General features: G+C 36.9%; 12 protein-coding genes. 11 read left to right on the top strand and 1 reads right to left on the bottom strand.

The annotated features are described in order from the left end of the window. Window positions 1-11: 11 nt before the first annotated feature. From nuoL to DUT69_RS00115, 9 genes are all read left to right on the top strand, one after another. Window positions 12-1,913 carry an NADH-quinone oxidoreductase subunit L gene (gene nuoL, locus DUT69_RS00155; protein WP_113651117.1) on the top strand — a complete coding sequence of 634 codons (1,902 nt, stop codon included), beginning with the start codon at window positions 12-14 and terminating at the stop codon, window positions 1,911-1,913. Between the two features lie 20 nt (window positions 1,914-1,933). Further along, entirely contained in the window at window positions 1,934-3,397 is a 1,464-nt protein-coding gene (locus DUT69_RS00150) for a complex I subunit 4 family protein (protein WP_113651116.1), read from the top strand. A gap of 1 nt (window position 3,398) precedes the next feature. Then, complete coding sequence (locus DUT69_RS00145; RefSeq protein ID WP_113651115.1) at window positions 3,399-4,772, top strand: NADH-quinone oxidoreductase subunit N; 1,374 nt, start codon at window positions 3,399-3,401, stop codon at window positions 4,770-4,772. A 44-nt stretch (window positions 4,773-4,816) separates the two neighbouring features. Beyond that, window positions 4,817-5,488 (top strand): DedA family protein, encoded by a 672-nt coding sequence (locus DUT69_RS00140; protein ID WP_113651114.1) that lies wholly within the window; start codon window positions 4,817-4,819, stop codon window positions 5,486-5,488. Continuing rightward, complete coding sequence (locus DUT69_RS00135) at window positions 5,481-6,032, top strand: inorganic diphosphatase (RefSeq protein WP_113652396.1); 552 nt, start codon at window positions 5,481-5,483, stop codon at window positions 6,030-6,032. The genes DUT69_RS00140 and DUT69_RS00135 overlap by 8 nt, the downstream gene beginning before the upstream one ends. A 104-nt stretch (window positions 6,033-6,136) precedes the next feature. Then, window positions 6,137-7,456: a hemolysin family protein gene (locus DUT69_RS00130; protein ID WP_449415911.1), complete on the top strand. Its 1,320-nt coding sequence runs from the start codon at window positions 6,137-6,139 to the stop codon at window positions 7,454-7,456. Window positions 7,457-7,462: 6 nt separating this feature from the next. Continuing rightward, complete coding sequence (locus DUT69_RS00125; RefSeq protein ID WP_113651113.1) at window positions 7,463-8,173, top strand: 16S rRNA (uracil(1498)-N(3))-methyltransferase; 711 nt, start codon at window positions 7,463-7,465, stop codon at window positions 8,171-8,173. Between the two features lie 142 nt (window positions 8,174-8,315). Next, on the top strand, window positions 8,316-8,900 hold the full coding sequence (locus DUT69_RS00120; protein WP_240186613.1) for a DUF4159 domain-containing protein: 585 nt from the start codon (window positions 8,316-8,318) through the stop codon (window positions 8,898-8,900). 1 nt (window position 8,901) lies between these two features. Further along, window positions 8,902-9,402, top strand: coding sequence for a biotin/lipoyl-containing protein (locus tag DUT69_RS00115; protein WP_113651111.1), 501 nt, complete (start codon window positions 8,902-8,904; stop codon window positions 9,400-9,402). A 55-nt stretch (window positions 9,403-9,457) separates the two neighbouring features. On the opposite strand, the gene DUT69_RS00110 is transcribed toward DUT69_RS00115, so the two are convergent. Beyond that, window positions 9,458-11,032 (bottom strand): SUMF1/EgtB/PvdO family nonheme iron enzyme, encoded by a 1,575-nt coding sequence (locus tag DUT69_RS00110; RefSeq protein ID WP_113651110.1) that lies wholly within the window; start codon window positions 11,030-11,032, stop codon window positions 9,458-9,460. A 369-nt stretch (window positions 11,033-11,401) separates the two neighbouring features. On the opposite strand from DUT69_RS00110, the gene porV reads away from it, so the two are divergent. Both porV and ispF read left to right on the top strand, forming a co-directional pair. Further along, complete coding sequence (gene porV, locus DUT69_RS00105; RefSeq protein WP_113651109.1) at window positions 11,402-12,583, top strand: type IX secretion system outer membrane channel protein PorV; 1,182 nt, start codon at window positions 11,402-11,404, stop codon at window positions 12,581-12,583. Continuing rightward, a complete protein-coding gene (ispF, locus tag DUT69_RS00100; RefSeq protein WP_113651108.1) occupies window positions 12,584-13,063 on the top strand; it encodes a 2-C-methyl-D-erythritol 2,4-cyclodiphosphate synthase in 480 nt (159 codons plus the stop codon). The last annotated feature ends 79 nt before the right edge of the window (window positions 13,064-13,142 follow it).

Here is a 13,142-nt window from a genome sequence, read left to right as displayed (position 1 = left end):
AGAAGACAAGGATGATAAATAGTTTACTTTGGTTAGTTCCTTTGCTCCCGCTATTAGGCTTTGTAATTAATGGTCTGGGAAGAAACACCTTAGGCAAAAGCTTGATAGGTTTAGTTGGAAGTGGTGTAATTTTAGCTTCTTTCGTGTTAAGCTTGTTGATGTTTTTCGAACTTGGCGGTGCAACGCAAAAGCAATTTAACGTAGATCTTTTTGATTGGATTAGCGCAGGGAATTTACATGTTCCTTTATCGTTTTTATACGATCCACTTAGCGCAATTATGTTATTGATTATAACCGGAGTTGGATTTTTAATCCATATCTACTCTATTGGTTACATGCATGAAGATGCCGGTTTTGGTAAGTTTTTCGCCTATTTAAATCTATTTATCTTCTTTATGTTGGTATTGGTTTTAGGCTCAAACTATATCGTTATGTTTATAGGTTGGGAGGGCGTAGGTTTATGTTCTTACCTATTAATCGGTTTTTGGTATACCAACAGCAGTTACGCAAGTGCGGCTAAAAAGGCATTTGTAATGAACAGAATTGGAGATTTAGGTTTCCTTTTAGGTGTGTTTTTAATCTTCACTACATTTGGTAGTATAGAGTTTGCTCAGGTTTTTCCTAAGGCGGCAGCAATGATGCCGGGCGCTGGAACTTTAACGCTAATTACTATTTTATTATTTATTGGTGCCTGCGGTAAATCTGCACAGCTACCCCTATTTACGTGGTTGCCAGATGCAATGGCCGGTCCAACGCCTGTATCTGCGTTAATCCACGCTGCTACCATGGTTACAGCCGGTATTTATATGATTGCTCGTTCTAGCGTTTTATTTGAATTGGCACCAACTACGCAAGATATCATTGCAGTTGTTGGAACAGCTACAGCTTTAATCGCAGCTATCATCGCGTTAACGCAAACAGACATTAAAAAGGTTTTGGCTTACTCAACCGTATCTCAGTTAGGTTATATGTTTTTAGGCTTAGGTGTTGGCGCTTATACAGGATCTTTCTTCCATGTATTAACTCACGCATTTTTTAAGGCACTTTTATTCTTAGGAGCAGGTTCTGTAATTCATGCTATGCACCACGAGCAAGATATGCGCCACATGGGTGGATTAAAAGGAAAATTGAAAACTACTTTTGCTACCATGATGATTGGTACCATAGCAATTGCCGGCTTACCTCCCTTCTCAGGTTTTTTCTCTAAGGATGAGATTTTGGCGCATGCTTTCCAAGAAAATAAAGTGTTGTGGGCAATAGGATTACTAACAGCATTCTTAACTGCCTTTTACATGTTCAGAATGATGTTTTTAACTTTCTTCGGAAAATATAGAAACACGCATTATGCCGAAGATAAAGTACACGAGTCGCCAAGCACAATGACATTCCCATTGATTGTGTTAGCTATTTTGGCTGCAATTGGTGGTGCAATCAATATTCCACACGTATTTGGCGGAAACGCTTGGTTAGAGCATTGGTTGCAGGGCGCAAATATTAAGCAACATGCATTAACTTTAGATCATACTACAGAATATGCCTTGATGGGCGTATCTGTTTTAGCCGCAGTGGTAGCTTTAATTTTTGCTTATACTAAATATGTTAAAAATGCCCATGTTCCTGTATCTGATGAAACGGAACGTTCGGCATTGGCAAAAATCTCTTATAACAAATTTTATTTAGACGAAATTTACGATACGATTATCAGAAAACCTTTAGATGCATTATCTAAATTCTTCTATCGTGTAATTGATAAAAAACTGGTCGACGGTTTAGTTAACGGGTTTGGATGGACAGCGACCGAAGGAAGTAAAGGTTTACGACTTTTACAATCGGGTAATGTTGGCTTTTATATATTTATGATGGTGCTTGGTATCATCGCTTTACTATCGTACACCTATTTTTTTATCGCCTAATAACGGTTCAATAATTATAAATGGAACTTTTACTACTTATATTTTTACCACTAGCAGGAGCAATTGTCACTTCCTTTATTAAAGGGGGCTCGGCTAAAGTAAGCGCTTTACTATTTTCGCTTCTATCGCTTTGCGTTACTATTGGCATGTTAACTCAGTTTAAGCCAGATGCGAGTACACAATTTGCGTTGAACTACACATGGATTCCACAATTAGGGATAAACTTTAATGTTGGTGTAGATGGTATTAGCATGATTACGGTTATTTTAACCAATGTTTTAATGCCATTAATTATTCTAGCCAGCTTTAAACACGACTATAAAAATTCAAACGCGTTTTATGCCTTGATTTTGTTTATGCAAACCGGTTTAATCTTGGTGTTTGTTGCCTTAGATGCATTCTTGTTTTACATTGGTTGGGAAGCTGCATTAATTCCCGTATACTTTATTTGTGCAATGTGGGGCGGAAAAGATAGAATTAAAGTAAACATGAAGTTTTTTGTTTACACCATCGCCGGATCGCTTTTTATGCTTTTGGGTATCATTTACCTGTATTTACAAAACCCATCTAATAATTTTGACATTAATGCATTTTATGCTTTAAAATTGGATTCTTATCATCAAGGATGGGTTTTCTGGGCGTTTTTTATTGCGTTTGCTATTAAAATGCCGATTTTTCCTTTCCATACTTGGCAACCAGACACCTACACAGAAGCACCTACAACAGGAACAATGCTGTTATCTGGTATTATGCTAAAGATGGGTATTTATGGTGTAGTAAGATGGTTGTTGCCAATTGTACCACAAGGTGTAAATGACTGGGCTTGTTTAGCACTTATACTTTCGGTAATTGGTATTGTTTACGCGTCCATTATCGCATTTAAACAAAAGAATGCCAAACGTTTGGTTGCCTATTCTTCTATTGGCCACGTTGGTTTAATTGCAGCAGGTATTTTTACCTTAACCACGCAAGGTTTGCAAGGTACAATGGTGCAAATGTTAAGTCACGGGGTTAATGTTATCGGTTTGTTTTTTGTACTGGATATTATTTCATCTCAACTTAAAACTAACAAAATAGAAGAGCTTGGTGGTTTAGCTAAGGTAGCACCACAATTAGCAATTACATTTTTAATTATCGTGTTAGGTACAGTTGCCTTGCCAGGCACAAACGGTTTTGTCGGCGAGTTCTTGCTACTTTATAGCGTTTACACTCATAATATTTGGATGGGGGCCATCGCTGGTCTCACCATTATATTCGGAGCGGTTTATATGCTAAGAATGTATCAAAGGGTAATGTTGGGCACAACTAACGAACTTACCTTAACATTTACAGATATTAAAGGAACAGAGAAAATTGTATTATACACTATTTGCGTTTTAATAGTTGTTATGGGTGTTTATCCAAAACCAATACTTCACCTTTCAGAGGCATCGGTACAACAGTTATTAGATCAAGTAAATCAAAAATTAACAGGCGTAAACTAAAATGAATATAATTATAACCATTGCCGTTTCGGCTTTAGTAGTACTTTATGCGGGTTTGTTTAAAGCAAAAAAGGCTTTATTACCGCTTACCATTTTAGGTCTTTTAGTAGCCTTGGGTTTTGCTGCAAGTGCTTGGGGTACTAATGCAACTTATTTTGGGATGATGCAGATGGATAATTTCGCCTTGGCATTTTCATCGATTACCATAATTGGAACCTTATTTATCTTTTTGCTAACCCAGAACTATTTTGCTAAAGACAGTGAGAATGTAGCAGAATATTTCACGTTAATTCTTTTTGCCTTAACAGGAATGATTATTATGGTTTCGTACCAGAATATGGCTATGCTTTTCGTCGGGTTGGAGATTATGTCGGTTAGTTTGTACATTTTAGCAGGTATTCGAAAACTTAACTTCGCGTCAAACGAAGCTTCTTTGAAATATTTCTTAATGGGCGCTTTTTCTACCGGATTTTTGTTATTTGGTATTGCCTTGATTTACGGCGCAACAGGATCTTTCGATATTACTGTTATTCAACAAAACCTGGTTAATAATGTAAAATCTGTTTCGCCATTATTCTACCCGGGCATCATTTTAATGATGATTGGGCTTTGCTTTAAAGTTGGCGCTGCACCTTTTCACTTCTGGACACCGGATGTTTACGAAGGCTCACCATCTTTAATTACAGCATTTATGTCAACTGTTGTTAAAACGGCAGGTTTCGCTGCGTTTTTAAGATTGTTTGCCGGTGCTTTCGAGCCGTTACACGATTTCTGGATGCCTGCATTAATGGTAATTGTCATTATCACTTTGTGTGTAGGTAACATTACTGCATTATACCAAAAAAACTTCAAGAGAATGTTAGCTTACTCTAGTATTTCTCACGCAGGTTATTTGTTATTCTCACTAGTGGTACTTACTGCAAACTCTGCAAGTAATGTACTAGTTTATGCTGCTGCTTATACCTTTGCAAGTATTATTGCCTTTGCTATTTTAATTTTGGTTAAACAAAAAACAGGTAGCGATAGTATCGAAAGCTTTAATGGTTTGGGTAAACGAAACCCGTTAGCGGCGTTTTCACTAACCGTAGCAATGTTGTCTTTAGCAGGTATCCCGCTAACTGCTGGTTTTATAGGTAAATACCTTATGTTTTTAAACGTAATGGAGAACTACCAAACTGCTTTAGTTGTAATTGCTATTTTAAATGCATTAGTAGGCTTCTATTACTATTTTAAGGTAATTATAGCAGTGTGGTTTAAGGATGGCGAAGAAGTAGAGTTGAACACACCAATGCAGTATAAGTTAGTTTTGGTGTTGTCGGTAATAGTTACCTTATTGCTAGGAGTTTATCCATCAATTATTTTAAATTTGATATAAACTTCATATAGATTATTATTTGTAGTTTTACAAATAATCTAACTATGCAAGAATTCTGGAATTCATTACAGCATTTTATCGACCCTGAGAAGCTTTTACGCGAGGGTGGTTTTTACGTTGTTGTATTTGTAATATTCGCCGAGACAGGTTTGTTCTTTGGCTTCTTCCTTCCAGGAGATTATCTATTATTTTTGGCAGGCATGTTTGTAGCTACAGGTAAGCTAGATGTAAACATTTCTGTGCTAATTTTTAGTTTAATTATATCAGCAATTGCCGGCAATTTTACCGGTTACTGGTTTGGACGTAAAACAGGCCCTGTACTGTACAAGCGTAAGGATACTTTCTTTTTTAAGAAGAGATATTTACTAGCGGCAGAGCAATATTACAGAAAACAAGGTGCCTTTGCTTTAATTATGGGGCGTTTTGTACCAATAGTTAGAACCTTTGCACCAATTTTTGCTGGCGTTGTTAAGCTCGATATCAGAAAATTTGCATTTTATAACATACTTGGTGCAATTTTATGGATTGCTTCATTAACTTTGTTGGGATATTTTTTAGGCAAACGATTTGCCGAACAAATAGAAGAATATTTGGTTTATATAATTATAGGCTTTATTTTAATTACCACCATACCTTTAATAATTACATTTGTAAAGAAGAGAGTGATAAAAGTGGGCGACGAAAATGAGCCAGACATTGAAGAAAAAAATGAGTAAAGAAGATCACCATCCGTGGCACAGCGTATCTCCAGGTCAAAACTTGCCTGAAGTTGTAAATGCAATTATCGAAATTCCTAAAGGTTCTAAAGCGAAGTACGAGATTGACAAAGACTCTAACTTAATTAAGTTAGATAGGGTTTTGTTTTCGTCTGTAATGTATCCGGCAAACTATGGCTTTATCCCACAAACATATTGTGATGATAATGACCCATTGGATATTTTAGTATTATGCTCTGTAGATGTTTACCCAATGACCATTATCGAAGCGAAAGTTATCGGTGTAATGCACATGGTGGATAATGGGGAGCAAGATGATAAAATTATCGCGGTAGCAAAAAACGATATGTCTGTTAACTACATTAACGATTTACACGAATTGCCACCACACACGATGAAAGAAATCGTTAAATTCTTTCAAGATTATAAGGCATTAGAAGAAAAGCAAGTTACAATTGAACATCTACTAGGTGTACGTTATGCACACAAAGTGATACAAGAAAGTATTGAGCTTTACGATAAGAAATTTAGAAATAACGCTTAATGGTTTACCCCGTCAGTATGTCAGCATTAACAATTCTTAGTGCATTTATTCCAGCCCCAATATTAGCCGTTGTTGTCGCTAACACAGACAGCGATGGAGGTTCGATAGGTTGGCGTTTATTATTTGCACTTTTTCTTGTTTTCTTAAATGGTTTTTTCGTTGCAGCAGAGTTTGCAATTGTAAAAGTTAGAGCCTCTCAAATTGAGATAAAAGCTAAATCTGGCAGTAGCGTTGGTAAAATGGCTAAAAATATCGTTCATAATTTAGATGGATATTTAGCCGCTACACAATTGGGTATTACCTTGGCGTCATTAGGCTTAGGTTGGGTTGGTGAAGGTGTTTTACATACCGTTTTCCTTAATATGTTCAACAGTTTTGATTTAACTGTAAGTGCTACATTTGTAAGCTCTGCTTCTACAATAGTTGCGTTTTCTGTTATTACTATTATGCATATTGTATTTGGAGAGCTTGCCCCTAAATCATTAGCAATTCAAAGGCCTGTAGCTACAACCTTATTTGTGTCTGCACCTTTGCAAGTGTTCTACATTGTTTTTAGACCATTTATTTGGGCTTTAAATGGCTTAGCCACTATAATTCTAAAACCATTCGGAATTAATGCTGCCGGTGGGCATGAGTCGTTGCACAGTAATGAGGAGTTGCAATACCTTTTAGATCAAGGTAAAGAAAGTGGTGCGCTGGAAGATAATGAGCACGAGTTGATTAAAAACGTTTTCGATTTTAATGAGCGTGTAGTTAAAAATATCATGGTACCTCGAACCAAAATTTCTGGTATCGAGTTAAGTACGTCAAAAGATGAGGTGGTGAAGAGAATTATTTCTGAGGGCTATTCTCGTTTACCAGTTTACGATGATATTATTGATAAGATTATAGGTATTATTCACGCTAAAGATGTTTTACCACTCTTGGCAAGCAATAAGGATTGGGCGCTTAGCGACATCATTCGTAAACCTTATTTTGTGCCAGAGACTAAAAAGATTAACGATCTCCTAAGCGAGTTACAACAAAAACGCATTCAAATAGCCATTGTTATTGATGAATTTGGTGGAACTGCTGGTATGGTAACATTAGAGGATATTGTAGAAGAAATTGTCGGCGAAATCCAAGACGAGTACGATGAGGAAAAACCAAATGTGGAGAAAATTTCTGAAACGGAATTTGTTATAAATGCTTATGCTACCGTTTATGATGTTAACGAGCATTTACCTCATGATTTGCCAGAAGATGAAGATTTTGATACCGTCGGCGGATTAGTCTCGCATGCATTTGGTAAAATACCAGAGGTGGGCGACAGTGAAGAATGTTATGGTTATTTGTTTACCATTCTTAAAAAAACAGAACAAAATATCGAAACAATCAAGCTCGAATTAGTTATTAATAAGAGTGATATGGTAGACTTGCATTAGAAAATAATGCAAGTTTTTTACACACCAGATATTGCCAACGACACCTACACCTTAAATGAAGAGGAAAGTAAACATTGTAGCAGAGTTTTGAGACTCGAAGTTGGTGATGTTGTTCATTTAATAGATGGTGTGGGTGGCTTATATGAAGCAGAATTAACTAACATTAACAAAAAAAATGTTCAACTGAAGGTTGTTAATAAGCAGAGCGATTTTGGCAAGCGAAATCATTACCTTCATATCGCAATAGCACCTACAAAAAACATCGACAGACTTGAGTGGTTTTTAGAAAAAGCCACCGAGATAGGAATAGATGAAATTACCCCAATCATTTGCGACCGTTCTGAACGGAAAATTGTTAAGGAAGATCGATTAGAAAAAGTTGTTACTGCAGCAGTAAAACAGTCCCTAACAGCATATCATCCTAAAGTTAATCAAGCCGTAACGTTTGCACAGTTTTTAGCTAAACAGAGCCATGGGAATAAACTTATCGCACATTGTATGGATGGTGATAAAAGCTATATTAATCAGTTAATCAAACCTACAGAAACTTGCCTGCTTTTAATTGGCCCAGAGGGAGATTTTAGCCCTGCCGAACTTGAGATTGCTTTGCAGAATGGATATAAACCCGTAACTTTAGGTAATACCAGGTTACGAACAGAAACAGCTGCTTTAGCGGGATGTTTCGAGGTTAATTTTTTAAATAGGATTAATGACTAAGGAGCAAGGAACAAGGATTAAAAAAATATTCAGTATTTCCAAAAATAACTGTAACCCTTTTTGCTTATTTCGTTCTTATTCTTTTATCCTTATTCTTTTATCTTTAATCTTTCTGTCTAGTTTTAAGGCCCCTACCTATAAAATGGGCAAACTTAAGTATGCCGGAGGTGGAGATTGGTACGGAAACAGAACAGCGCTTCCAAATCTTATAGATTTCTGCAATAAAAACCTGTCTACAAACTTCGCACCCGACGAGGTGGTGGTAGAAGTTGGCAGTGCTGAACTTTTTAGCTATCCATTCGTTTACTTAACAGGACATGGCAACGTTGTTTTCAACGATCAAGAGGCGTCCAATTTGCGCAAATATTTAACCGGAGGTGGTTTTCTGCATATCGATGATAATTACGGATTGGATAAGTTTATTCGACCTCAGATGAAAAAGGTCTTTCCTGAGTTGAGTTTTGTAGAGTTACCTGTAAATCATAAAATTTATAATCAAAAGTTTAAATTCCCAAACGGCTTACCCAAAATTCACGAACACGATGGAAAAAGACCACAGGGTTTCGCTTTGATTTGGAAAGGCAGAGTTGTTTGTTATTACACTTTTGAGAGCGATTTAGGCAATGGTTGGGAGGATCTAGGAACATATCCTACAGATACGCAAGAGAGCAGAAATAAGGCCTTAAAAATGGGCGCAAATTTGGTTCAGTACGCATTAACAATATAATATGTATCAAGTAAAAGTAGGCGATAATTATAATTTCGATATTTCTATAGATAAACAGGCCATTATCGTTAATAACGAAGCGCTTGTGTTGGATAGCATTTCGTTGAATAATAATACATCGCACATAATAATCAACAATAAATCTTACCGAGTTGAAGTTGAAGAGTTAGACAAAGCAAGTAAAACTGCAATTGTTAAAGTAAACGGAAAGCCTTATAGCTTAACAATTAAAGACCAATTTGATCAGTTACTGCAACAATTAGGCATGGATAACTTAACCGCCAATAAAATTCAACAGGTTAAAGCACCAATGCCCGGTTTGGTATTAAATATTTTAGTTAACGAAGGCGACGAAATTAAGAAAGGCGATAGTCTGCTAGTATTAGAGGCTATGAAAATGGAAAATATGATTAAGTCGCCTACAGACGGAATTATAAAGAAAATAGAAATTAAGCAAGGTGATAAGGTAGAGAAGAATGAACTTTTAGTGAGCTTTAGCTAAAACAAAAAAAGGATGCAAAACTGATTGCATCCTTTTTTTATGTCTAATTTTTTAATTATCTACCGTTCTTTTTAAATTGAGGTTTTCCAGACGATCTAATTTCAGAAGATCCAAGCATAGTCATAGCACAACGGAAGCCAATATCCGCAGTAGATTCATCTTCTTGTAAATGCCTTCTCGTAGCAGGATTTAACCATTGAGCCTGGTCATCCCAAGAGCCACCCTTGTAAACTCTCGATTTGTCGTTTACTAATGTCGTTATTCCGTATAAGGCAGATTGTTCGTCGCGGTAACCACGCTGATCGGCGTTATAAGTAGATGTACCAGTGTTACCAGCCGCTTTGCCTGCTTGTAGCTCTTCCCAAGTTTGTTTTACGCCCGAGTTAGCTTTAACCATTTCTGGCTTGCCATACTTGTCTTGTTTAAGTTGGCCACTAATTGGATCTCTGTCTTTATTTTGGAATTGGTTACCTCTAAATGGATTCAACGCATCTGCTTGTTCAAAAGTTGTAGCACGATAAACATCGGCAACCCATTCGTTTACGTTTCCAGCCATGTTATATAAACCGAAATCATTTGCTGGATAAGCTTTTACATCTTGCGTAAATGCTGCCTTATCGTTTAACGAACCACCAACACCCATATAATCGCCTTTGGCTCTCTTAAAGTTGGCCAAGATTAAACCTCTGGTTGATTTTTTAGCCGAGGTTATACCTAAACCATTCCAAGGATATATCTTTTTGTCGTTAATATTTTCATATTGCGTGTTTCCAATAAGACCCAAAGCCGCATATTCCCACTCTGCTTCTGTTGGTAACCTAAAAGGCTGTAAAATTACACCATCTTCTAGTCTTACATTTCTTGTAGGGCCACCATTTCTTCCGCCAGCAGTAGCAGTGCCAGTAGCGCCAGGATTTAAATCTTGTTTAGCATTTCTGCCCTTGTCATCTATTTGACCATTAAGGTAAACTTCGGTGTTAAATGGCTGAGTAGATTTGGCGGCAGTCGGAGCGGCATTGCCTCTTCCGGTACCATTAAGTTCTGCAAAAGTTTGCATATAACCTTTGTCTCTCAACATCTTCTCGTTAACCATATCGGTTCTCCAAACGCAATATCTTTCTGCCTGTTTAGCACTAACACCCACAACTGGGTAATTCTGGTAAGCTGGATGTCTAAGATAATTGTTTACAAAAGGTTCGTTAAAAGATAATGGTCTACGCCATACCAATGTGTCTGGCAACTCCTCATAGTAGTATTGTGCATCAGTTGGATAAGTACGTTTTATCCAATAAAGGTATTCTAGCCAGTTTGTGTTAGAAACCTCAGTTTCATCCATATAGAATGAGCTTACGGTAACCTCTCTTTTTGTAGTGTAGCTACTCATGTCTTGGCCAGGAATATCTACAGCACTTCCGCCCATAATAAACTGGCCACCTTCAATCTCAACCAACCCAGTACCAGCCGGACCACGTTTGTATTTTGCAACTTCGAAACCTCCGTTTGTCCTGTCGTTATACTTGTAACCGGTTTTGCTAGAAACTGACTGCGAATCGTTCTTTTTTGATTTACATGCGGTAAATCCTGAAACAATAAACAAAAACGTAAATAAATATAGGTATGTTTTTTTCATATATGTGTCTATGTAACACTTGAGTGATAAAAATACGTAAAAAAAGAATTATCCGCCAAAAAAAACTTTGCTAAAGTTCTGCTGGTGTTTCTTTTTAGTTAATAGCTGAAATTTCATTTCAAACTTAAACGTATGTATTTATAAAAATAAGCGCTTAACGATATGTAGTAACGAAAGGATTTTGGCTTTATTGTAATTTGGTGCAATTTTTCTTATAAATTTTGTTTTTAACTGTAATACAGCTGTTTGAACGCATTTTTTTAACTGTTTTTTTAATGAATCTCTGCCTTAAAATGTAGTTAAATAGGCTTTGAAATTACCAAGTTGTATGTTATCTTGCTTACTCTTTAATATGCGTATCTTTAGCAAATGAATTTGAAGTACCTAAGGGTAATTGCACCCGGCTTTCTTTTCCTAACCACATTTTTGAGCTTAAGTGTTAAAGGGCAAGTTGTGCAACCAGGTACGCAAACAAACGGTAGTCAATCAAATAATATTCGTACTGCCGTTCCATTTTTGCTAATTTCTCCAGATGCCAGAAGCGGTAGCATGGGCGATGCAGGTGTAGCTGTTTTACCGGATGCAAATGCTATGGGGATAAATCCTGCTAAATTGGCTTTTTTAGAAAAACCTTACGGATTCGCGGCCTCTTACAGTCCATGGCTTAAAAGCTTAGTCCCGGATATTAACCTTGCTTATATTAGTGGATTTTACAAATTGGACGAGGTAAGTACTTTAGGCGCATCCTTAAGATATTTTTCTTTAGGCCAAATTCAGCTTACAGATTTGTTTATGCAGGATTTAGGGATTTATAGTCCGAATGAATTTGCTTTAGATGCAACTTACGCTAGGCGATTTGGTGAAGAGTTTTCTTTAGGAACAACCGCTAGATATATTTATTCAAATTTAACTTCAGGGCAGTTTTCTGCTGGCCAGCAAACAAAGGCCGGTACAGCTTTTGCGTTAGACGTATCTGCATTTTATAAAAAGCCTACCGTTCTTTTTGGTAAAGATGCCATTGTTTCTGCAGGTGCTAACTTTTCTAATATCGGCACGAAAATGAGTTATTTAGAGACCGGTGGCGAACAGTTTTTGCCTACAAACATGAAAATTGGAGGCGCTACTACCTTAATTATAGATGATTATAGCCAATTTACTTTTGCGCTAGATTTTAATAAACTGTTGGTGCCAACTCAACCAATTAGAAATAGCAATGGAGATATTATTGCTGGTAAAGATCCAGATCGTTCTGTTCCTAGTGGTATTTTTGGTTCTTTTAGCGATGCGCCAGGTGGTTTTAGCGAGGAGATTAAAGAAGTTAGCATTGGTGCTGGTGCCGAATATTGGTACAATCAGCAATTTGCACTTAGGGCAGGATACTTTTACGAAGCGCCACAAAAAGGTGACAGACGTTATTTTACTCTAGGCGCTGGCTTAAAATACAATGTTTTTAATATAGATTTTGCCTATTTGTTGGCAAATCCACAAAAAAGTCCGTTGGCTAATACTTTACGTTTTAGCTTACTATTTAATTTCGGAGATACTAGATAAATGAAGATTAAGGTAGGTTTTGGTTTCGATGTTCACCAGTTAAAAGATCATCATCCTTTTTTTGTTGGTGGTGTAAACTTAGAACATTACAAAGGTGCTTTTGGGCATTCTGACGCAGATGTTTTGTTACATGCAATTTGCGATGCGCTTTTAGGGGCAGCAAATTTGAGAGATATTGGCTTCCACTTTAAAAATACAGATCCGCAGTGGAAAGGTATCAGTAGTTTAGTTTTACTAAAAGAAACCGTGAAACTAATTACAGAAAAAGGCTGGGAAATTGGAAATATTGATGCGATGCTGTGTTTAGAAGCACCGAAAATTAATCCGCACATCCCGCAAATGCAACAGAATATTGCGGACGCAATTGGTATGTCTACGGAAGATATTTCTATAAAAGCTACTACTAACGAACAAATGGGCTTTATTGGTAGGGAAGAAGGTGTGGTGGCTTATGCCGTTTGCTTGATTAACAAAGGTTAAAGCTTAAATAGCTGTACTTGCATTGCCCAATAAACCTGATTGCGTGGAAATCCTTTTTCGAAACCTGTAAGGTTTTAAA

Origin of the sequence: Pedobacter namyangjuensis (assembly GCF_003313325.1) — a bacterium.
GTDB classification, from domain to species: domain Bacteria; phylum Bacteroidota; class Bacteroidia; order Sphingobacteriales; family Sphingobacteriaceae; genus Pedobacter; species Pedobacter namyangjuensis.
Note: the sequence above shows the minus strand (reverse complement) of the source record. Positions and strands in the feature narration are given on the sequence as shown.